Origin of the sequence: Oceanobacillus sp. HCA-5259 (assembly GCF_037892815.1) — a bacterium.
Taxonomy (GTDB): Bacteria; Bacillota; Bacilli; order Bacillales; family Amphibacillaceae; genus Oceanobacillus; species Oceanobacillus indicireducens.
On sequence record NZ_JBBKBV010000005.1, the window covers coordinates 104,983 to 125,862 of the forward strand.

Sequence of the window (20,880 nt, forward strand, 5' to 3'; positions counted from 1 at the left end):
AAGTCATATTATAGTAAAATTTAAAGTAACAGCCAAGTGTTTCACTAAAACTATTGAAAACTGCGAGAATCAGTTAAAATTCTCGCAGTTTTCATTTAATATCAGCGATTATATTTACAGCGGTTGGAACAGGTAGCGGTGAATTGAAGTTATAGCCTTCTAATTGATTGAACGGGAGTTGGTCAAACTGGACTTTGGTATATCCAAAGCTTTTTGCTGTTAGTAATATTGCTTCAACCATTTGAATCGTTACATCTGCTTCTTGAATAGATTCTTGTACGAACTCCACTATAACTGTTTCCCCGGCTTCTTCCACAGTGAATTCAATATCTGCATCCATCACCGGTTTAATTTGACTATCGGAGTACGACTGTTTTAGTGCATGTAATGCCTCTTCAACTGTCGAATCATTGTCCAGAGGAACAATGATATAGTTACCACCATACAAAAAATAGCTTTCCCGCTGCTTAGCGTACGTAGATAAGTCAATTGTTTGCGTCGTTTCGCTCGCGTCATTTACAAACGTTACCTCTTCAATACCATATGGAAGGAACATTTCGCCCAATAATTGTGGTAGTAATTCATTCGAATTCGAATCCTCAAGTAACTCGTTCTGCATAGTTAGGACGACTTGCTTCGTGTCGAGATCGATTGAAAACTCTGCACCCTCCAATATATAATGATCTGGTAAAAGGTCGAAAGCATTTAATATTTCATCCAACTGTGCGTAATAACTCTCCATGTCTGCTTCTTCTGGTACAAGAAAGGTTAACGGAATAACATACTCCCCTGTTGCATTATAAGTTGCAAAGTGAATGACTTCCCTGTCTGACGGTACATCGGTAAGTACCCCGCCACTAATAAGAGATATCTCCATTAGTCCCTCCCGCTCGAATGTTTCCGTACTTTCCATATTATCGTCGGAAGTATGGGACGATTCCTCTTCTATTCCGAAAATTGCACGTTCATCGGTTGCATCTGTTTCCATTGTTGTTTGTTCCGTTATGTTATGATTGACAACAAAAGGTAAGCCCAGAAGCAAAAGGAAGATCGAAAGAGCAGCAACATAAGGAATAAATCTCTTGCTCTTTCTTTGAGATTTTCCCTTGAACTGCAAAGTCAATTTTTCATATATTTCCTGTTGGGGGCGCTTGTCCTTATGCTGGGGCAGATTTTCCAATAGTTTAATTATCTTCTCATCATCTCGGTTAGTCACCCAACTCTCCCCCTTTCTTCTCTTTCGCAAACAAATTCTTCAACTTCTTTATTGCACGGTGCTGCAAGGTTTTCACATTGCTTACTGTCATATTCAGTATCTCTGCCGTTTCTTTCAGGCTATGCCCTTGTATGTAACGGAGAACAACTACTTGTTTCTGATTAATACTGCACTTATCTAGAAGGCGATACAATACTTGCATATCCTCCTGTTGGATAACGACTTCATCTGGAGCGGCCTCTGTCGTAGGGATGAATTCCGTCCATTCACTGAGATCGACTGTTTCGTTTGTATGTTTTTTCTTTCTTTTTTGCTTACGGAAGTGATCAAATACGGCATGTCTAGCTATCGAGAAAGCCCATGTTTTTTCACTGCTGTCTCCACGAAAGCGGTCATAGGATTTAATAATACGAATATATACTTCTTGAACGATATCTTCTGCCACAGTTCTGTCTTTAACCATATAGAAGACATAATTATAAATGTCCTGATGATACGTCTCATAAAAATGATTAAACAGAGCTTTCATCTGCTTCCCCCATTCCTCCTATTAGACGTCATTCCAATCAAAAACGTTTCACATTCATTTAGCGTATGTGTTTTGCTCATTCACTAATTTTAGGGTTCTAATCGACGTTCAGTTGCCCGGCGGAAAGCGAGAGGTGCCTGGACTGCGGACCTTCAGAAGTAAGTTGCACATACTACGCTGAATGAGAGTGATTAGTAGTTCTTTTTGAAAAAGCCTTTTATATTAAAATAAGGGTGTCTTGGGATGATTTGCTTTCTTTTTTAAGGTGTGAAGTCTAAATACTTTAGCGATGAAACTTGTATGTTCTAATTATAGATCATAAAAAAGGTTGGAACAAAACTTTGATGTTATGTTCCAACCTAATCTTGCCTTTTATTGCAAATCGAGGATGATTCGATCTCCACCGCTTAAGGTGTAATCTTTAGCTGGTACGTCGGATATTTCGTCGTTTACGAATAGATGCCAGCTTGTGCCTTCTTCTTCACTGATTGCGACCCGTTCAATGGAGGTCAGCTCGTCATCTTCATCTGTTTCGATATAGAACGTATCATCTAGAACTTCCAGTAAATTTGCACCATCTTCAATTTCAACTTGCTGTTCATTAATAAATTGTTCCCCATCATTGATTGAAATCGTGAGCCGGACCTCATTTTCCGGAACATCGTTCATTTCACCAGTTTCATTTGTACTAACTGTTGTTGTCGTCTCTTCATTACTGTTCCCGCATGCTGCAAGGAATAGGAGAACTGCAAAAATGATGAGAACGTTTATTAATCGTTTGTTCATTTGTAGCAACCTCACTTTGTAATCTGTTTCTTATTGGACTGGGGAATTACAAAAGTAAAAGTAGTACCTTGCAGTAACTTACTTTTCACGCGAATCGTACCTTGGTGAGCATCGATAATGTTTTTCGCAATAGCAAGTCCAAGGCCTGTCCCTTTCTTCTCTTTATTCCTTGTCCTTGATTTATCCGCTTTATAGAATCGTTCAAAGACAAACGGCAAGTCCTCTTCAGGAATACCGCTGCCATTGTCGGCAATCTCTCCAAGAAATTCTGTTTCATTCACTGTAACTTTAATATGAACATATCCTTGTTCATCAGTGTGTCGAATCGCATTATCAATCAGATTAGTGAAAACTTGTTCGACCCTGTCCGAATCAAAAGTTGCCTGATTTGTTGTGATATTCGTAGACAGTTTTACTTCTACATGATTCTCCTCGGCAACTCGTTGGAACTTCTTAATAATCCTTTCGATAAAGGGTTCTACCTCCACTGTTTCCAGGTTCAACTGAATATGTCCTGCTTCCATTCGTGCTAAATCTAATAATTCATTAACAAGTCTGCTCATTCGCAATGATTCATCATGAATGATGGCCGCAAGTTCATTTTTCTCCGATTTAGATTCTGCTACATCATCAACAATCGCTTCACTGTATCCTTGCAGCATTGCAATCGGCGTCCGCAATTCATGTGAAACATTTGCGATAAAATCTTTCCGTAGCTTATCCAGTCTCCGTTCTTCCGTCATATCTCGAATGACGGCAACTGCGCCTCGAACATAATTCTCATCGTACAATGGTGTCATCAGCATGACATAATCTCTTCCCTGTAGATGCATTTCGTGAACGACTTCTGTTTCTCCTCCGATTACTTTCTCTAAAGCCTTCCTTAATTCATCCGGTAATTTCTGTTGGTTTGCATTCGGTTCGATATTTCTTTCAAAATACCAGTCTTCGATATACTTCTCAGCTGGTGGATTGATCACAATAATATCTTCGTTACGGTTAAGCGTTATGACTCCATCAGCCATCGATTTTACAATACTTGCGAGTTGTTCCTTTTCTTGACTAACAGCATTAATATGATACTTCAGCTGTCTTCCCATCCGGTTGAATTCCCTGGCCAGATCTCCAAGCTCATCATGAGTTAAAACAGGAACTTTCGTATTAAATTCTCCTCGTGTCAAATCGGCTGCAGCTTCTCGCATTTTAATTAGCGGAGACGTTATCCGCGTTGAAAGGAATACTGCAAAGAATACAGTAAACACAATGGCAAAGCCTGCAGCAATTAAGATGATCTTCTGTGTCTCTTCCTTCGTTTGATTTACAACATCAAGGGATTGATAAATATAGACTGCACCATCATTTAAGAGTGGCTTACCAACAATTATTGCTGCCGTTGTATCGTCCGGCAGCACAATAAGTTTTTGAATTTCCCGTTCCAAGGTAATCACTTCAAGGAGATCCGGTTCATTTTCGATCCAGTCCAAATCAATAGCACTAAGTTCATTATCACTGCTCATCGACAGCCAGAAATCCCCTGTCGGATAAAGAATTGCAATCCTGCTTGCGGGATCTTTAATTAATTCGGCTGTTTCATGAATAAAACTCCGATCATCCTGCTGGTCAATGATTGTAGCAATCTTTGTAGCTGTTTCAAGCATATCCTCTTCTGCTTCATTAATATAGAAATTCTCAAAGAACTGCATGAGAAGCATAAACAGAATGAATAAAACAATAAACACAAGAAGGATAATTGTTAATGCCAATTTAATAACAATATTATTACGCCATACCATTATTCGTCCTCAACAACCTCGAATTTATAGCCGACACCCCAAACAGTAACAATCATCTTTGCAGCTTTATCTGAAACAGAACTTAACTTCTCTCTCAGTCGCTTGACATGCGTATCAACTGTACGCAGATCTCCAAAGAATTCATATTGCCATACTTCTTTCAGCAAGACTTCCCGGTTAAATACCTTATCAGGCGCTTTAGCGAGGAAACAAAGTAATTCATATTCTTTTGGTGTCAGGTTTACTTCTTCACCATCTGCGGTAACACGGTGGGCGTCATGATCAATTGTCAGATGCGGGTATACAAGAACATCTCTTGCCGAGCCATCTGCATTTGTTAATGAAGAAGAGGTCACTCTTCTTAGGATTGCTTTTACTCGTAGGACAACTTCGCGTGGACTAAATGGCTTCACAATATAATCGTCCGCCCCGACTTCAAAGCCTTGTACACGATTTGATTCTTCTCCTTTTGCTGTTAACATTATAACCGGTGTTGATTTTTGCTTTCGTAATTCCTCACATACTTCAATACCGTCCATTTCAGGCATCATGAGATCTAGGATGATACAGTCATAGTCCTCTTCCAATGCCATTTCCAAAGCTTCGTGACCATTCTCCGCTTCATCGATCTCATAATTTTCCCTTTCTAAATACATCCGAACAAGCCTGCGGATCCTTTCTTCATCATCAACTACTAAAATTCTTACATCGGTTTCCATGAATAAATTCCCCCACAATCTCTAATCTTTCATATATTCCACTAAACTCAATTATTACAAAACCCTTACATCAAATCTCTATCAATCATTATAAACGAATCCGTAATAAATGTATAAGAAAAGAGACAAATGCAGCCGAATTCTAACGATGCGGTGCATTTGTCTCTTTTTTTATTCCTGATATTTAAGCGTATGAGTGTAATCCGGCAAGGACTAGGTTCACGACAACCAAGTTAAACATAATGATACCGAAACCTACAACAGCAAGCCAACCTGATTTTTCACCGTGCCAACCACGGGATAGACGTAAGTGCAGGAAGGCAGCATAGAAGAACCATGTAACAAGTGCCCATACTTCTTTCGGATCCCAGCCCCAGAATCTGCCCCAGGCGATTTGTGCCCATATCGCAGCAAATATTAGTCCACCGAGGGTAAAGACTGGGAATCCAATTGCAACAGCACGATACATAATCTCATCAAGAAGGTCAGCTTTCACACCGCGCAGTAAAGGCTGGATTGCAGCAGCGACCCGTTTTCTTAAAATAAGTACGGTGATCCCATAGATGAGTGTACCGGTTAATAGAGACCAGATGACCGTATTAAACTTCCTGCCAGCGTCCTCTCCTTGCATCCAGGCTGGAGCTTCGAACAACGGCTCCATTACATTCTCTGAACGTAACACACCATTATTTGGAGAAACAATTGCCGGGAGGTGGTATTCTGTCTCTATAATTTGATTTCCATCTTGATATTCAAAAGTCGCTTTATAACCCGCGATATTAAATGCAGACGTGATCACGATAAAACCAATAACTATAAACAATGTATACATAACAATTTCAAGCCACGTATTCCTTTTTGTCCGCTTCGTCTGATCAATCTCCTTAATCAGGTACATTAATCCAGCAACGAAACTGATGAACAAAATACCTTGACCAATCGCTACAGTCGATACATGAATCCAGAGCCAGTAACTATTTAGTGATGGGACTAATGGAGCTACCTCTGTCGGGAACATACTCGCATAAGCAATAATTAACATTGCAATCGGTAAAGCAAATAGTCCTAAAAATCCAAGTCGATACATAAAATAAATAATAATGAATGCAAGAACCATCGCCATCCCGAGGAATGTGACAAATTCAAACATGTTTCCAAGCGGAGCATGGCCACTTGCTATCCATCTTGTAAAGAAATACGTTAATTGTGCTAAGAATCCAAGGATTGTAATAGTGATTGCAATATTGCCAGCGACTTCTTTTTTGTTTTCTTTATTACGTTTTTCACGAATTGTCGCTCCGAAAAATAGCGTCGCAATCAAATATAAGATAAAAGCAGCAAAAAGCATATTACTGCTTAAATTGACTAAATCCATCAAACACCCTCCTATAGAAGTTAGTAGACTAGACAAATAGATATACTACTTGTCTAGCTCCTGCCTATCTTCGACCATTTTTATATTCGTTTGTTCAATCGCTTTCTCTATATCTTTCGACAAGCCAAACCAGTTCTTATTCGTATGGGCAGCCAATAATACACCATCGTCTTTCGGGTGGATCCAGACTCTGCGATGTTGCCAGTACATTCCTTGAATAACACCAATCATAAAGATAGCTGCGCCAATTCCAAAGAAGATCAATGTATGGTCCACACGTAACGTCAGGCCACTGACATAATGGGTATCGAAATCCTGAATAGCAATTTTATATTCATTCTCTCCAGTTGCATCGATATTTCTACCGATACCAAGGAAACTTATTTCAGGTTCCGTTTCGTCTGGCGGGTAGACGAGCAATACAAATGCTGGATTTCTTGGATAATTTGTTTCTGAAGCCGGTGTTCCATCATCTGCTAAATAATAATCTGGATAATACTGATCAATCACTACCCTGAAATCATTATCCAGTATGTATTCTGATTCTGGATTAAATAAATCAATGGTAAAGGAATCAATCGCTTTTGCATCTTCATCATCCGTTTCATGGATTTTAAAGGTCATACTGCTGAATTCATTCTCCTGATACCCTTGTTGATATAGTGTATATCCGTCAAATTTCGCAGGTTTATTCATTTGGATGGATTCTGTTAGAATAGGTTCCAGTTCAGGTTCAGCACCTGGTATATCCTCATTTGCATCCTTATATATGACAGCATCTGTTTGGAAATTACTAGCTACCGCTCCAGTTTGTTCGATTGCATCTTTGAATCGCTCATCATCTGGATCGTGCAAGTCTAAATGAAACTTTTTGTTTTCAATATAGTATTCACCGTTTGTTCCAGGGATAACGATTGTCTCGCCTTCCCTCACCCAGACATACTCATCAGTGAACATAATCGGGGTTGTCCGTAATATTGCTGCAAGCAGAATGATAATGAGTCCGATGTGGTTGACATATGGTCCCCATCTCGAAAACCTGCCTTTTTCAGCTAAAATATGGCCGTTCTGCTCAGTTATTTTATAACGTTGCTTCTTCAATTTTTCTTTTACTTGTTCAATTTCCGCGTCACTGACTTCTTTTGATTCACTGTAAAAACGCTGTCTGTTCAGAAATGTCTCATGACGGCGCGGCTTTTGAATCTTCAGTGCTTTGTAAAGTGGTATAAAACGGTCTAGACTACAAATAACTAAGGAGACACCAATTAAACCTAATAATAGCAAGTACCACCAAGCACTGTACATTTCATGAAATCCGAGTAAATAATAGATCTTACCAATCAACCCGAATTGATCTTCATAATAGATTGCAGGGTCCCTTGATACAGCATTCTGTGGAATGAATTGTTCTTGCGGAAAAATCGTGCCAATCATAGAAGCGACAAGCGCAAGGACGATGAGCCAGACTCCTACTTTAACGGAAGAGAAGAAACCCCAGACTTTATCGACCATTGATTTCCGGTAAGTCTGTGAACGGCGTGCAGATCCTTCATATCTCATATTAAGTAATTTCTTCTGATCATTGCCGTCAATATGCTGATTCCCTTCTACCGGTTTCCCGCATGCTTCACATAGGACCGTTCCCTCCGGGTTAATATGACCGCATTCACATTTGATCTTGTTCATTTATATCCCTCACAGTTGTCTTTACCAAATCTGGAATAAACATATTTTCTGGTAAGGTAACTTTCATACCTATTAATTTGGTGTTATTTCGTTCAAATATCCTTCCAGCAGATCCAAAGTCAAAGCACCGTTCACTACTTCCTGTATCTCGCCGTCAGGGTTAATGAAAAATGTGCTCGGAATTGGACCAACTTTATATAAATCCCTAATTTCCCCATTTTTGTCATGAGGGATTGGGAATGTCAAATCATAGCGATCGATGAAACGATCAATGACAAGCTCCGTAGTATCCAGACTAACAGCTACAATTTCCACCCCTTTATCCTTATACTTTGGATAAAGTTCTTGCATATACGGCATTTCCGCTTCACAGGGTTTACACCAAGTTGCCCAGAAGTTCAACATGACACCTTTCCCCTCGTAGTCACTTAAGCGCAACGTTTCCAAATCACTATTCTTATTGATTTGCGTTAACTGAAAGTCTGGCGCCGGATCCCCTACTCGGTAAACCGTATTATCTTTTTGCAGGTTCGATACAATGGCAAAAATAAGCGCACCAACAAGCGCAGCTAAGATGACGCCCCTATATATTAACCTGTTTCTTTTTTTTTGTTTTTTTCTCTTTTTCGCTTTCTCTATACTCATCAAAATCACTCCCAGTGTATTGTACCATCATAGCGGCTTAGAGAATTAACAATTCTATGTCAAAACTGGTACAATTTACTTCGCGATATTCTTTAATTGTTTCACTTCTTTAGGGGTCAATGGTCTCGTTTCACCGGGGGATAAACCATCCAACGTCAAGAAGCCATACCTTTCTCTTTTTAATTTTTGTACAGGGTATCCGAGTGCCTCCATCATCCTTCTTACATGACGGTTCTTCCCTTCCACCAATGTTAGTTCCAGTATCATTGTATCTTTTTTTCTATCGGCAGATAATATATTATACCGGACCGCTTTTAGTAGTTCTCTATCTGCTGTTACACCCTTTCTCAGCTTTGCCAACTCTTGTTTACTCGGGATCCCTTTCAGTTTAGCTACATAAACCTTCTCCACACCATGGCTTGGATGCATAAGTGTATTGGCAAGATCCCCATCATTCGTTAAGAGAATTAAGCCGGAACTATCATAATCAAGTCTCCCGACAGGGTAAATCCTCTCTTCGACCTCCGGAAAGAAATCAAGAACAGTCTTTCTTCCTTTATCATCTTTTGCACTTGAGATGATGCCTCTTGGCTTATACAACATATAGTACACGTGCGCTTCCTTTTCAATCGGCACACCTTCTACTTCAATCTCATCTTGGGCAGAAACTTTCGTACCCAGTGTCGTAACAACTTGATTATTTACTTTCACCTTGCCACTTGCAATTAACTGCTCCGCCTTCCTCCTTGAAGTAAGCCCGCTCTGAGCAATAACTTTTTGTAATCTTTCCAGTGCCATTCTTTCATCATCCTAAAAATTATTTTTTCGCGTTTTCCGTCCATAAGGTGAAACTTCATTCAGTGGGGGTTTCCTTCCCCCCCACTGAATGTTAGTTGAACAGAATCAGGTATTTACGGACTGTGTATCCCTACCCTTCACATATTGATTTTCCTCCATGTTTAGAAGTGGGGGTACTACAGACCGTTAATACGTGATAAAACAATAATAGCGTTTAATCTAGATTAAACGCTACAAATTAGCTTATCCAAATACAATGCTAACTATTATTATCGCAACAATTATACCAACCAGGTCCGCTAATAGTCCAACCTTAAGTGCATAACGCATCTTTTTTATTCCAACTGCACCAAAATAAATCGTAAGGATATATAGCGTCGTATCTGTACTACCCTGCATGGTCGAAGCTAATCTTCCAATAAACGAATCTGGTCCATATGTTTGAATCAATTCTGCTGTCATTCCTAGCGCCGCTGTACCTGAAATTGGTCTAATGAGTGCGAGCGGTAATACTTCCGGCGGGACTCCGATAAAAGTAAGTACCGGTGTGAGTAACCCGATCAGTGCATCCAGAGCTCCAGAACTTCTTAAAATCGTAATCGCTACAATCATACCTACCAAAAAAGGAAGTAAAGAAAATGCCAATTTGACACCTTCCTTCCCTCCTTCAACAAACAGTTCATAACTGGGCAGCTTTTTCCAAGAGGCTGTGACTAATACAATTAATAAAAAACAAGGGATGATCCATACGCTTATTGTAGTCATCCAACTCATCCTATTTCCTCCGTGACTCTTTATTATAGTAATACCGATCTATCAGAACAGCACTCGTAACACCGGCAATTGATGCAATTAAGGTTGTCCCGACGATTTCAGTTGGCGAAACCGAGTTATATTGCATGCGGATGGCTATAACAGTAGTCGGAATCAACGTTAGACTCGATGTATTGATAGCAAGAAAGGTTATCATCGACCTGGATGCGGTATCAGAGTTACTCAGGTTTTTCATTTCTTGCATCGCTTTGATCCCTAATGGGGTTGCAGCGTTACCTAAGCCGAAAAAGTTCGCAGTGAAATTGGAGAGGATATACCCCATTGCCGGATGATCCTTCGGTATGTCCGGGAAAATTTTTATAATAAGAGGTCGCAATAATTTAGTGATTAGCTTAAGTATTCCCGCTGCTTCAGCTATTTTCATTACGCCAAGCCAGAAAACGAGAATGCTGATTAATCCAATCGATAACGTTACGGCTTCATTTGCACTTTCAATTATTGCTTTATTCACATCATCCATCGTACCATTCAACATCGCATAAAGGATTCCGACAATCGCCATCAGTGCCCAAATTAAATTCACCATGTTTGAATCCCTGTCACTTTACGTAATATTTCAGATAAAATAGACGAAACACTGTTTCCAGCGGTTTCTTTTACCTCTGTCTCTTTTTCAGGGCTATTTTCTGTTAACTCTTCAAATCCCCATTCAAATAAGGCGATATGATCATTCCAATCATTCCCGGCATTCAGGGTTACGACAATTAACGAATGGCCATTTTTTTCAGCTGTCGTTACAAGAGTTCTGCCGGTCTGTTTCGTATATCCGGTCTTTCCCCCTGTAGCATTCTCATAATACCCAGTCACAAGTTTATGTTTATTCCGCCAACTGTAGGAACGGTTTTCAGATAAATAACTCGTACTGCCGCTAATTTCCCGAAACTGTTTATTTTTCATCGCCTCTCTTGTTAGAAGCGCCATGTCGTAAGCGCTCGAATAATGTTCTTCATCATCCAAGCCGTGCGGGTTTGTGAAATGAGTCTGATCCATCCCTAACCACATTGCCTTTTCATTCATCAAATAGACGAATCCCTCTTCACTTTCCCCAATATGTTCAGCAATCGCGACAGCAGCATCATTTCCTGAACGCAGCATTAGCCCATAGACAAGATCTTGAATCGTAATCTTCTCCCCCTGTTCCAGATAAATAGAAGAACCTTCTGTATAAATAGCATTTCTTGAAACAGTTGCCTTCTCGTCCATTTTTCCAGATTCAATTGCAAGAATAGCTGTCATGATTTTCGTAATGCTTGCAATCGGTCTTGCTTCAAATGCATCTTTTTCAAATAAAACTTGTCCACTCTCTGCATCCATTAAGATTGCCTGTGCTGCTGATACATCTGGAGCAGCCTGTCCATGCTCAGGTAAAAAGAAAAAAAGGGAAACGCATAATATGAAGCCGAAGAATAATCGCATGCGAACTTGCCTCCTAGCATATTTCTCTATTTCATTCTATGCAGGAAGGTTTTCTATATATGACAAAGATAAACTTAATCGCGGATGTTCATTGCTCTTAACAAGCGATTGTTGACATCCTCCCAGTCCACAATATTCCACCAGGCTTCCACATAATCGGCTTTCTCTGTTTTATATTGTAAATAATAAGCATGTTCCCACATATCAAGGACAAGGAGCGGAATCATCGAAACGAGGTGATTCTGCTGATGTTTCTCAATTGATTCAATTACAAGCCGGTGGTTAACTGGATCGTACAATAATGCAGCCCAGCCCGGACCTTGGACACTTTTGGCGACATTTGTAAAACCTTCCTTAAAATGGGCGAAAGAACCAAAATCCCTATTAATCCATTGCTCTATCTGTTTGCTTGGTACTTTTGATGAGTATGGGGTCATATTTTTCCAAAAAACAGAGTGAAGCAGATGCCCTGATCCGTTGAAAGCCTGCTCTCGTAACCAATGTCTTAACATATCCGGTTCATGATTACGGTAATAAATCTCTTCTTCAGCTTTATTTAATCCATTCACATACGCTTGATGATGCACGAGATGGTGGAGCCTCATGATTTCTTCACTAATATATGGCTCCAATGCATCATAAGCATAGGGAAGCGGGGGAAGAACATGATTCGCATAATCTGCACGGATTAATTCTTTTGAAGAATCACTTAAATGACGCCGCAATTCCTCCCCTTGCTGGTGGAGCTTTATTAATTGTTCTTGTTCCACGCCATTTTCAAGAGAAGCTTGAATTTTCCCGTCCCAGTTTCCCCAAGTATTTATCGTTTCCTCCGGTAAATCTTCCATTTGTATGGTCTTCTTTACATCATCACTCCACTTTTTTAACGCTTGTAAATACAATTCATTCATATTAAAAAGCCCTCCTCCAAAGTATTTTATGAAGGGGGCTGCTAATTGTGCCTATGAACTACTCTTCTAGTTCATCATTAAATCGTTCGAAAAACAAATCAACTTCTTGATTGTTTGTATCGTCTGTCGTTTCCGGAAGTGGCGGCAATTCGTCAAGGGAAGTTAAACCAAAATAAGTCAAGAAATCTTTCGACGTTCGAAAGAGGATGGGACGTCCAATCGTTTCTTTTCTGCCCATCTCTTCAATTAATGAGCGATTAAGTAATGTCTGAACCGGTCCATCGCTCTTCACCCCTCTGATCTCATCGATTTCCGCCCGGGTGATGGGCTGCTGATAAGCGATGATTGCAAGTGTTTCAAGGGCTGCCTGTGACATTCTTGTCGAGCGGGGTGTTTCAATTAATTTCTTGAAATACGAGCTATGTTCCGGTTTCGTTGTCAGATGCAATACTCCATTTGCTTCCATGATTTTCAGTCCACGAGTTTTCTGTTCATAATCATCTTTTAATTCATCAATAAGCTCTGTTGCTACGTCTTCTGTAATATTAAGCACTTTACTTAATTGTTTAATGGTAACTCCTTCATCTCCTGTGGCAAAGAGAAGCCCTTCCGCGACAGCTTTCAGTTCTCCGATATCCACTTTCATTCCTCCATAGCATACAAATATAACACATCAAAATGCTTCGTTTGTTTACAATAAATTTGTCTATCCTTCATTAGTTCTAATAAGGCAAGAAAGGTGACGACTATATGGTTCCGGGTGCGCTCCGGAAATAATTCATCAAACCGGACGCCTTCCCTTGTTTTATTAACGATGGAAAGCACTTCTTCCATCCGCTCTTCTATTGAAATTTCGGCGCGCTGGACTTTCGTATCAAGCGGTTCACTCCATTTTTTCCTTTCTAGCATCTTACCGAGAGCACCAAGCATATCATAAATCGTAATTTCCCCTTGTACAACAGGCGGTTTTTTAGTTAGGATTTCATCAAATCCCATCGGTGGCCGTGTAAAGGTGTGAGTTGCTTCTTCTTCTTTCTTCTTGAACTTCTCAGCGGCTTCTTTGTATTTACGATATTCGATTAATCGCTGCATAAGTTCATCCCGCGGATCTTCCATATATTCTTCCACGTCTTCCGTCATTTCTTGCTTAGGTAAAAGCATTTGACTTTTAATTGCGACAAGCGTCGATGCCATAACGAGATATTCACTTGCAATATTCAACTCTAACACTTGGAAGGTATGGATATATTGCATATATTGTTTCGTTATGTCTGCTACAGGGATATCATAAATATCAATCTCATATTGCTTGATTAAGTGTAATAAGAGATCAAGCGGCCCTTCAAATTGTTCTATTTTCACCTTATAAGCTTCTTGCATCATTTGCATCCTTTCTAGAAAAGAAAAAATATTATGTAATCTGCCCAAACATATTTGTTAGCAACACATAAGCTATATCGTAAGCAAAGTCAGAATGCTCTTCATCTGACTTTATCACCTACGCATTACGTAAAGGAGGTTTTTAGTTATGAGTGGTTACGGTGGAGGCTTTGCAGGAGGATTCGCGCTAATTGTCGTGCTGTTTATACTCTTAATTATTGTAGGGGCAGCATGGTTCTAAGTCGAATGTAGGTGATTATTCTACCGGCTTAAAATAGCAGGTATAAAAGCCAGCCCGGTTGATGGGGCTGGCTTTTACTACTCAATCGAGTCACATTTCTCATAAAACTGTCTGATTTGTTCACTTGGATAAACAATATATTTCTCACTATATATTTCTTTTATTTCTTGTATTAAAGTTTTCCCTAGGCCTAGGTTCCGGTGGGATGGGTTGACGGACAAATCTTGAATAATCGCATTCACTTCATCCTCTATTCGAACACCAACCGTACCTAGGATGTCATCTTCCTCGTTTTTCCATAAATACAAATGCCAATCCGGATTCGTTTCATACTCTTTTATATGTTGCTGGAGCTTTTTTACATCCCTTTTTTCATCAGGCATAAAAGATAATAAGCCCATTGCAATTTTCTCCATATTTTTCTTATAGCGAATTAACATATTAATCCCTCATTAATTAACTTAAACTTATATTAAGTCATTTCAACAATGAATCATTCTAAAGCATATATATATTTATGGCATTTTAATGCTAGTTTGTCAACAAAAATCCGTTATGAAAAAATGAATGATCCTTAGTGCTCTAGAATTATTCAGCAGATACCCGCACTTCTTTCATGACATCACCATTCTGCATATTACGTGCAACTTCTAGTCCAGAAGTGATTTTTCCAAATACAGTATGGACTCCGTCTAGATGTGGTTGCGATTCATGGACAAGGAAAAATTGGCTTGAGCCTGTGTCTTTACCAGCGTGTGCCATAGATAATGCTCCTGCTTCATGTTTGTGCGGATTACCTTCTGTTTCACACTTAATGGTCTTACCACTGCCACCAGCCCCAGTTCCTGTCGGGTCTCCTCCCTGGCTAACGAAACCAGGAATTACGCGGTGAAATGTCACCCCATCATAAAATCCTGAATTTGCAAGTTCTTCAAAGTTCTTTACCGTGTTCGGTGCAGCTTCAGGGAAGAATTCCATTTCAATTTTTTCCCCATTTTCCATTTGTATATAGCCTGTTTTAGTCATGCAAAACGCTCCTTCTATGTTTAATTCATATTCCAATCTATTTTACCATTTTCGATTATTATTGAAAAGAAATGTCATATCATTCATAGGATAAATCATTTTTTACAATGTCTTCTACGCTCTCTCTTCTTACAACGAGTCTATCCATACCATCTTCAACAAAGACTACCGCAGGCTTTGCTAAACGGTTATAATTACTTGCCATAGAAAAACCGTAAGCTCCGGTTGCAAGGACTGCAAGTACATCTCCGGGCTGGACTTCCGGAAGCGGCAAATCCCAGATAAGCATATCTCCTGATTCACATGCTTTCCCTGCAATCGATACAGTTGTTGTCGGTTCTTCCGTCGCTTTATTAGCGAGAACTGCTTCATACTGCGCCTCATAGAGGGCTGGGCGGATATTGTCAGCCATCCCACCGTCAACTGATACATAATTTCTTATATTGGGAATTTCTTTGGATGAACCAATCGTATATAAAGATACACCAGCATTTCCAACAATCGAGCGACCTGGTTCAATCCAGATCTCCGGCAGGGATATGTTTAAACGCTCACTGTTTTCTCTCACAGCTGCAACGATTTTTTCCGCGTAGATATGATATGCCAAAGGCTCATCTTCTTCTGTATAACGAATCCCGTATCCTCCACCAAGATTTAATACTTCCGGAACAAAATCTACTTGATCCAACCACTTTTCTAGTTGATCGAATAATAGATTAACAGCAACCATAAAACCTTCTGTTTCAAAAATTTGTGAACCGATATGGCAGTGTAGTCCCTTCAATTGAATATGTCCATGATTATGTAAGAGTTGAAAAGCTTCATCCGCTTGCCCGTTAATAAGATTAAAGCCAAACTTAGAGTCTTCATTCCCCGTCATAATATATTGGTGAGTATTCGACTCGATACCAGGCGTTACGCGAATAAGAACATCGATTGTTTTATTCTCTTCCCGAAGAATTTCTTCAAGCAATTGAATTTCATACAGATTATCAATGACGATACAGCCAATGTTTTCGTCAACTGCCATTTTTAATTCTTCTCTGCTTTTATTATTGCCGTGTAAGTGGATCCGCTCTGTTGGAAATCCAGCTTGAAGGGCGGTATATAGCTCCCCTTCTGAAACGACATCAAGACACAAGCCTTCCTGTTTCGCAACTTGTACCATTGCAATACTGGAAAATGCTTTACTTGCATATGCCACTTTAGCTTGGACATCTAAATCTTTAAACGTTTGGACGAAGCTTCGCGCATTTTTACGGATAATCCCCACATCATATACATATAATGGGGTTCCATATTTTTCAGCAAGCGTCAGACTATCAACGCCCCCGATCATTAAGTGCCCTGCAGCATTAACCTCAAATGGATGGTGGTCAATTATCATCTTCATCTCCCCCGTACGCTATATTGTAAAATGATACATTACTTTACCATATTAAAGGAGAAAACAAAAGCACAATGCCTTAAAATATTATAATTATACACTCAACGCATCACTTTCATTCAGCGTAAGTGCAACTCTCTTTCCAGGGTCCGCAGTCCAGACACCTCTCGCACCTGCTGAGCGGCTGGTGAGCCTCCTCGGGCTAACGCCCTGTGGGGTCTCACCTAGGCCTATCGACGAACAGGAGGTTCTAATGCCGGCATTGGTCACAGGACGTGACCGCACTTAGCCGGCCTCCCGCAGGAGTCTCGAGGTGTCTGGACTGCTCCGAGGGGAAAGCCAAATTTGGAACCCTATTTATTATTCTAGGGATAGAACGCTCATCATGATTGGATCGTTTCCAATAATAATGTACTCTACCAGTTCAGTTGCCCGGCGGACGGTGACTCCTACGGGAAAAGCACGAGTCCAGACCTGAGCAGGAAGCGGTTTTCTTCCGAGGCAGACTAAGAACGCTCTCGTATGTGGCAACGTCTGACATTAACGTCCTGTGCGTCGAGGCTGAGGCCGTGCCCGTGGAAAGCATCCGTCCGCCGGGTAACTGAACGGCGATTAGAGATCTAAACTAAAGGAAACGAGCAAAGACACTTACGCTGAATGAAAGGGAACGAATTATTTGTCTTTTCCTTTCCCTTTTTCAAGTGGTTGCCGGTAAACATTCTTCGGATGAACAATGCTTGGTCTTCTGTTCGTGTACGGAACAGGAATACGAAAGATGATATGGAGCAATGCACTTGGATTATAAGGAATGAACGGCCAGAAGTACGGCGTTTTCAATGATTTTTGCTCTACCAAAAATAAAATCGTTAACGTAAAACCAATCATTAATCCATTAATACCAAATAGCGCCGTTACAATCACTAGAAAATATTTAAGAATCTTATTCGCTGTCCCTAACTCATAACTAGGCGTCACATAGGAACCGATTGCTGAAATAGATACATAAAGGATGACTTCCGCACTGAACATACCAACATCAATCGCAATTTCACCAATCAATACCGCCGCAATCAAACTCATCGCAGTGGAAAGAGGCGTTGGGGTATGAACAGCTGCCATCCGCAAGAATTCAATCCCCAAATCGGCTAAAATGATTTGAAGAACGATTGGCACACTTCCTTCTTCGTTTGGACCGATAAAAGCCAGATTTTTCGGTAATAAACTCGGATCCTGGACAAACAATATCCATACGGGAAGCAGAAATATTGATAAGAATACGGCTAAGAATCTTATCCATCTTACGAAAGTACCAAATACCGGTGATTGTCTGTATTCCTCCGCATGCTGCAAATGGTGAAAATAAGTTGTAGGAAGAATAATCACACTTGGTGAAGAATCAACCGTCACTATTACATGTCCCTCTAACAAGTGATTCGCTGCTACATCCGGACGTTCGGTATAACGTACTAATGGAAAAGTATTCCACTTTCTTTTAATAATAAACTCCTCTAGTGACTTGTCGGCCATGGATAAACCGTCGACTTCAATACCTTCAATTCTTTCCTTGACTAAGTCTACAAGACCATCGCTGGCTATATCTTTAATGTAAGTGATACAGACGTCCGTTTTAGACCGTTCTCCCACTTTCATCATTTCATTACGCAAACGAGCGTCCCGCAATCTTCTTCTCGTTAAAGCAGTATTTTCTACCACATTCTCTGTATATCCATCTCTGGAACCCCGAATGACTTTTTCTGTGTCCGGCTCTTCAGGTGTTCGGCCAGGGTAATGTCTTACATCAATTGAAAATACTTGGTTGTATCCATCTACAAATATGACAACCAAACCGGAAAGCATTTCATCTACTGCTTCATCCAATGTTTTCAACTTAGCTACCTGTTGATGTACTAAGCGATTTGTAAGAATTTCGGGAAACTTCTCCTTTTCTTTCTCATTTTCATTCAAGTTAAGCATTTCTATTAATAACTCTTGAACGATGGTCGTATCACAAAGCCCGTTAACAAAATACAGTTGAACACGGCGACCAAGTATAATAACTTGCCGGTAGTCAACATCATAGGAAATATCCAGGCCTAACCTTTCCTTCATATACTTTTCATTTTTCTTAATATCTTGATATACTTTCGTTTTTACTTCCATCCCGTTCACTCCGAATTCTCGTTTAGTACGAATCTAAACCGTTACGAAATATAGCCATTGAAAAAGTGAGCCAATAATTTTACCGAACATAATCGCCATTAATAACCAAAGTAAAAAACCGTCCAATTTTACTCGCTTCAGCAAAATAGGAAACACATTCAGTATTTCTGTAAGTGCCGCTGCGAGCATCCCATTAAAAATCCCATGCAATAACCCCCATAATACGAGCAGTATAACCGGCTCCTGCCAATTGCCGTTAAAGAAGGTGAGAAAAGTTCCAAATAATAAACCTAATATAATACTTGCTGTATATATTTTAATAAATGCTTCACTTTTACTTAGCTGAATGAGGCGCGGAATGATCCTTAATACTGTAATAAAGGCAACAAAACCAGCACCAACCGTAATGCCACCACCAAAACCGATGAACGCTTGCGCGAGATTCAGACTAATTTCTTTCATCGAGCTCATTCTCATGCATCACTAAATACTGATTGAGTTCAGTTTGATAATTTGAGATTTCGATCTCAAGAGGACTCGGTTCTTCGTTAAACCGTTTATTGAACCAATGGTTGAAAAACAATAAAGTCCCGAGACCGAGACCAAGGGAATAAGGGATTTGAATCCATAATGGAAATTCATTTTCCTCACCGGTTAATATATAGTGGAGCTTCTGTTGAACTTCCTGCATGCTGACATCATAATGAAAGTTCATGATAGTCATTGCTGTACCAATAAATAAAAGCAACCAGATTAATACTGCAATAAACAAATTTGCTTTTTTCTTTTTCTTTTCTATCCGGATGACCGTTTGATCCGGTCCAACTGATTGGATATCCAGTTCAGGGAATTCTTTTATAAGTTCTTTAATAATGAGAAATACGTCAATGACAAGGATGTTGAGGTCTTTATCACTGATGCGGTAAATTGGTTTACTTTCAAGGTTCTCTTTGATCGCAAAAGGTGCTGCTATATGGGCAATATCTCTAAGATGCAGCTGCTTATTTTCATTTACATCCACATTACGCTTCATTCGCAAATAGACCGTATGAACCATAACATCATCAACCTTTACCGAGCATTTTGCTTAGTATGAGTATTTCGATTGAATTTTATCCCCCAAAAAACAATTTCGGACACAGCATTTTTATTTTATAGTTTCTTATACAATCAACAGAAATACCCCCAGCAAGGATCCCGATATCCATGCTGGGGGTATGTTTAGATTCCTAAGTATTCTTTTATCTCTTGTAAGAGCTTTTTTTCAATTCGTGATACTTGGACTTGGGAGATTCCTAGACGTTCTGCTACTTCCGTCTGGGTCTGGTCTTTATAATACCGCAAATAAACAATTAATCGCTCTCTTTCATCTAAATGCTGAATCGCTTCTTCCAAGGAAATTTTCTCAAACCACTTCGTATCCTCCGTTGAAATCTGATCTAGCAATGTAATCGGATCACCATCATTTTCAAAAACCGTTTCATGTATTGATTGCGGTGTCCTTGCAGCTTCTTCAGCATGAATGATTTCTTCTACGGAAAGATCCAACTCCTGCGCAAGTTCACTTACAGAAGGGGATCTGCCCAGTTCCTTTGTCAAGGCATCCTTCGCTCTCCGTATTTTATTCCCTGTTTCCTTTAACGTCCGACTCACCTTTACGCTCCCGTCATCTCGAATAAACCGCTGAATTTCACCGATAATCATCGGGACGGCGTAAGTGGAAAAACGTACGTCATAGGTTAAATCGAATTTATCGATGGATTTGATTAAACCGATACTGCCGATTTGGAATAAATCGTCCGGATCATACCCCCGATTGATAAAGCGTTGCACGACGGACCAAACGAGCCGAACATTCTGCTCCACCAAGAAATCCCTTGCTTCTTTATTGCCATTTTGGCTTTGGAAAAGTAGTTCTTTAACTTCCTCATTCGTAAGCTTATGCTTATTTGACTTTGGTTTTGTATTAAGATCCATT

At 39.9% G+C, this 20,880-nt stretch carries 23 protein-coding genes; 1 reads left to right on the forward strand and 22 read right to left on the reverse strand.

Translation table 11 applies throughout. The annotated features are described in order from the left end of the window. Window positions 1–91: 91 nt before the first annotated feature. From WKU33_RS04925 to WKU33_RS04995, 15 genes are all read right to left on the reverse strand, one after another. Window positions 92–1,216, reverse strand: coding sequence for a hypothetical protein (locus WKU33_RS04925; protein WP_340453503.1), 1,125 nt, complete (start codon window positions 1,214–1,216; stop codon window positions 92–94). Continuing rightward, window positions 1,209–1,745 carry a sigma-70 family RNA polymerase sigma factor gene (locus WKU33_RS04930; protein WP_340453505.1) on the reverse strand — a complete coding sequence of 179 codons (537 nt, stop codon included), beginning with the start codon at window positions 1,743–1,745 and terminating at the stop codon, window positions 1,209–1,211. Before WKU33_RS04930 ends, WKU33_RS04925 begins: the two co-directional genes overlap by 8 nt. Before the next feature lie 372 nt (window positions 1,746–2,117). Next, window positions 2,118–2,531, reverse strand: coding sequence for a DUF4430 domain-containing protein (locus WKU33_RS04935; RefSeq protein ID WP_156855914.1), 414 nt, complete (start codon window positions 2,529–2,531; stop codon window positions 2,118–2,120). Window positions 2,532–2,542: 11 nt separating this feature from the next. After that, complete coding sequence (locus WKU33_RS04940) at window positions 2,543–4,324, reverse strand: ATP-binding protein (RefSeq protein WP_156855915.1); 1,782 nt, start codon at window positions 4,322–4,324, stop codon at window positions 2,543–2,545. Next, on the reverse strand, window positions 4,324–5,043 hold the full coding sequence (locus WKU33_RS04945) for a response regulator transcription factor (protein WP_156855916.1): 720 nt from the start codon (window positions 5,041–5,043) through the stop codon (window positions 4,324–4,326). Before WKU33_RS04945 ends, WKU33_RS04940 begins: the two co-directional genes overlap by 1 nt. Window positions 5,044–5,227: 184 nt before the next feature. After that, window positions 5,228–6,418, reverse strand: coding sequence for a c-type cytochrome biogenesis protein CcsB (gene ccsB, locus WKU33_RS04950; RefSeq protein WP_156855917.1), 1,191 nt, complete (start codon window positions 6,416–6,418; stop codon window positions 5,228–5,230). Window positions 6,419–6,463: 45 nt separating this feature from the next. Further along, window positions 6,464–8,104, reverse strand: a complete 1,641-nt coding sequence (resB, locus tag WKU33_RS04955) for a cytochrome c biogenesis protein ResB (RefSeq protein ID WP_156855918.1) — start codon at window positions 8,102–8,104, stop codon at window positions 6,464–6,466. Between the two features lie 72 nt (window positions 8,105–8,176). Further along, entirely contained in the window at window positions 8,177–8,749 is a 573-nt protein-coding gene (gene resA, locus WKU33_RS04960) for a thiol-disulfide oxidoreductase ResA (RefSeq protein ID WP_156855919.1), read from the reverse strand. A gap of 75 nt (window positions 8,750–8,824) precedes the next feature. Continuing rightward, window positions 8,825–9,547, reverse strand: coding sequence for a pseudouridine synthase (locus WKU33_RS04965; protein ID WP_308425591.1), 723 nt, complete (start codon window positions 9,545–9,547; stop codon window positions 8,825–8,827). A gap of 243 nt (window positions 9,548–9,790) precedes the next feature. Then, window positions 9,791–10,321 carry a spore maturation protein gene (locus tag WKU33_RS04970; RefSeq protein ID WP_156855921.1) on the reverse strand — a complete coding sequence of 177 codons (531 nt, stop codon included), beginning with the start codon at window positions 10,319–10,321 and terminating at the stop codon, window positions 9,791–9,793. 1 nt (window position 10,322) lies between these two features. Next, the gene (locus WKU33_RS04975; RefSeq protein ID WP_156855922.1) at window positions 10,323–10,907 is read right to left on the reverse strand and encodes a nucleoside recognition domain-containing protein; all 585 of its coding nucleotides are present in this window, start codon (window positions 10,905–10,907) and stop codon (window positions 10,323–10,325) included. Beyond that, on the reverse strand, window positions 10,901–11,797 hold the full coding sequence (locus tag WKU33_RS04980) for a serine hydrolase (protein ID WP_156855923.1): 897 nt from the start codon (window positions 11,795–11,797) through the stop codon (window positions 10,901–10,903). Before WKU33_RS04980 ends, WKU33_RS04975 begins: the two co-directional genes overlap by 7 nt. Window positions 11,798–11,871: 74 nt before the next feature. After that, window positions 11,872–12,708, reverse strand: a complete 837-nt coding sequence (locus tag WKU33_RS04985; protein ID WP_340453516.1) for a superoxide dismutase — start codon at window positions 12,706–12,708, stop codon at window positions 11,872–11,874. Between the two features lie 58 nt (window positions 12,709–12,766). After that, complete coding sequence (scpB, locus tag WKU33_RS04990; RefSeq protein ID WP_156855925.1) at window positions 12,767–13,348, reverse strand: SMC-Scp complex subunit ScpB; 582 nt, start codon at window positions 13,346–13,348, stop codon at window positions 12,767–12,769. A 2-nt stretch (window positions 13,349–13,350) separates the two neighbouring features. After that, window positions 13,351–14,088 carry a segregation/condensation protein A gene (locus WKU33_RS04995; protein WP_156855979.1) on the reverse strand — a complete coding sequence of 246 codons (738 nt, stop codon included), beginning with the start codon at window positions 14,086–14,088 and terminating at the stop codon, window positions 13,351–13,353. A gap of 148 nt (window positions 14,089–14,236) precedes the next feature. Between WKU33_RS04995 and WKU33_RS05000 the strand changes: the two genes are divergently transcribed. Then, a complete protein-coding gene (locus WKU33_RS05000) occupies window positions 14,237–14,329 on the forward strand; it encodes a YjcZ family sporulation protein (RefSeq protein WP_156855926.1) in 93 nt (30 codons plus the stop codon). Between the two features lie 77 nt (window positions 14,330–14,406). Here the strand turns inward: WKU33_RS05000 and WKU33_RS05005 are convergent, their stop codons facing one another. From WKU33_RS05005 to sigF, 7 genes are all read right to left on the reverse strand, one after another. Continuing rightward, window positions 14,407–14,769 carry a GNAT family N-acetyltransferase gene (locus tag WKU33_RS05005; protein ID WP_156855927.1) on the reverse strand — a complete coding sequence of 121 codons (363 nt, stop codon included), beginning with the start codon at window positions 14,767–14,769 and terminating at the stop codon, window positions 14,407–14,409. A 148-nt stretch (window positions 14,770–14,917) separates the two neighbouring features. Then, window positions 14,918–15,355 (reverse strand): peptidylprolyl isomerase, encoded by a 438-nt coding sequence (locus WKU33_RS05010; protein ID WP_340453517.1) that lies wholly within the window; start codon window positions 15,353–15,355, stop codon window positions 14,918–14,920. A 79-nt stretch (window positions 15,356–15,434) separates the two neighbouring features. Then, the gene (gene lysA / locus WKU33_RS05015; RefSeq protein WP_156855980.1) at window positions 15,435–16,742 is read right to left on the reverse strand and encodes a diaminopimelate decarboxylase; all 1,308 of its coding nucleotides are present in this window, start codon (window positions 16,740–16,742) and stop codon (window positions 15,435–15,437) included. A gap of 672 nt (window positions 16,743–17,414) precedes the next feature. Then, window positions 17,415–18,902 carry a spore germination protein gene (locus tag WKU33_RS05020; protein ID WP_156855929.1) on the reverse strand — a complete coding sequence of 496 codons (1,488 nt, stop codon included), beginning with the start codon at window positions 18,900–18,902 and terminating at the stop codon, window positions 17,415–17,417. Window positions 18,903–18,935: 33 nt separating this feature from the next. Then, entirely contained in the window at window positions 18,936–19,364 is a 429-nt protein-coding gene (locus WKU33_RS05025) for a stage V sporulation protein AB (RefSeq protein ID WP_156855930.1), read from the reverse strand. After that, window positions 19,351–19,959 carry a stage V sporulation protein AA gene (locus tag WKU33_RS05030; RefSeq protein ID WP_156855931.1) on the reverse strand — a complete coding sequence of 203 codons (609 nt, stop codon included), beginning with the start codon at window positions 19,957–19,959 and terminating at the stop codon, window positions 19,351–19,353. The genes WKU33_RS05025 and WKU33_RS05030 overlap by 14 nt, the downstream gene beginning before the upstream one ends. A gap of 164 nt (window positions 19,960–20,123) precedes the next feature. Continuing rightward, window positions 20,124–20,879: an RNA polymerase sporulation sigma factor SigF gene (sigF, locus tag WKU33_RS05035; protein ID WP_156855932.1), complete on the reverse strand. Its 756-nt coding sequence runs from the start codon at window positions 20,877–20,879 to the stop codon at window positions 20,124–20,126. Window position 20,880: the final 1 nt, after the last annotated feature.

What these genes read in the sequence shown, in the direction of transcription:
- WKU33_RS05010 (WP_340453517.1), bottom strand. Translation starts at nt 15,355, where the DNA reads ATGACTAAAACAGGCTATATACAAATGGAAAATGGGGAAAAAATTGAA.
- WKU33_RS04930 (WP_340453505.1), bottom strand. Translation starts at nt 1,745, where the DNA reads ATGAAAGCTCTGTTTAATCATTTTTATGAGACGTATCATCAGGACATT.
- WKU33_RS05020 (WP_156855929.1), bottom strand. Translation starts at nt 18,902, where the DNA reads ATGGAAGTAAAAACGAAAGTATATCAAGATATTAAGAAAAATGAAAAG.
- ccsB (WP_156855917.1), bottom strand. Translation starts at nt 6,418, where the DNA reads ATGGATTTAGTCAATTTAAGCAGTAATATGCTTTTTGCTGCTTTTATC.
- WKU33_RS05025 (WP_156855930.1), bottom strand. Translation starts at nt 19,364, where the DNA reads ATGAAAGAAATTAGTCTGAATCTCGCGCAAGCGTTCATCGGTTTTGGT.
- WKU33_RS04965 (WP_308425591.1), bottom strand. Translation starts at nt 9,547, where the DNA reads ATGGCACTGGAAAGATTACAAAAAGTTATTGCTCAGAGCGGGCTTACT.
- lysA (WP_156855980.1), bottom strand. Translation starts at nt 16,742, where the DNA reads ATGATAATTGACCACCATCCATTTGAGGTTAATGCTGCAGGGCACTTA.
- WKU33_RS05030 (WP_156855931.1), bottom strand. Translation starts at nt 19,959, where the DNA reads ATGGTTCATACGGTCTATTTGCGAATGAAGCGTAATGTGGATGTAAAT.
- WKU33_RS05000 (WP_156855926.1), top strand. Translation starts at nt 14,237, where the DNA reads ATGAGTGGTTACGGTGGAGGCTTTGCAGGAGGATTCGCGCTAATTGTC.
- resB (WP_156855918.1), bottom strand. Translation starts at nt 8,104, where the DNA reads ATGAACAAGATCAAATGTGAATGCGGTCATATTAACCCGGAGGGAACG.
- resA (WP_156855919.1), bottom strand. Translation starts at nt 8,749, where the DNA reads ATGAGTATAGAGAAAGCGAAAAAGAGAAAAAAACAAAAAAAAAGAAAC.
- WKU33_RS05005 (WP_156855927.1), bottom strand. Translation starts at nt 14,769, where the DNA reads ATGTTAATTCGCTATAAGAAAAATATGGAGAAAATTGCAATGGGCTTA.
- WKU33_RS04985 (WP_340453516.1), bottom strand. Translation starts at nt 12,708, where the DNA reads ATGAATGAATTGTATTTACAAGCGTTAAAAAAGTGGAGTGATGATGTA.
- WKU33_RS04940 (WP_156855915.1), bottom strand. Translation starts at nt 4,324, where the DNA reads ATGGTATGGCGTAATAATATTGTTATTAAATTGGCATTAACAATTATC.
- sigF (WP_156855932.1), bottom strand. Translation starts at nt 20,879, where the DNA reads ATGGATCTTAATACAAAACCAAAGTCAAATAAGCATAAGCTTACGAAT.
- WKU33_RS04935 (WP_156855914.1), bottom strand. Translation starts at nt 2,531, where the DNA reads ATGAACAAACGATTAATAAACGTTCTCATCATTTTTGCAGTTCTCCTA.
- WKU33_RS04945 (WP_156855916.1), bottom strand. Translation starts at nt 5,043, where the DNA reads ATGGAAACCGATGTAAGAATTTTAGTAGTTGATGATGAAGAAAGGATC.
- WKU33_RS04980 (WP_156855923.1), bottom strand. Translation starts at nt 11,797, where the DNA reads ATGCGATTATTCTTCGGCTTCATATTATGCGTTTCCCTTTTTTTCTTT.
- WKU33_RS04970 (WP_156855921.1), bottom strand. Translation starts at nt 10,321, where the DNA reads ATGAGTTGGATGACTACAATAAGCGTATGGATCATCCCTTGTTTTTTA.
- WKU33_RS04975 (WP_156855922.1), bottom strand. Translation starts at nt 10,907, where the DNA reads ATGGTGAATTTAATTTGGGCACTGATGGCGATTGTCGGAATCCTTTAT.
- WKU33_RS04995 (WP_156855979.1), bottom strand. Translation starts at nt 14,088, where the DNA reads ATGCAAGAAGCTTATAAGGTGAAAATAGAACAATTTGAAGGGCCGCTT.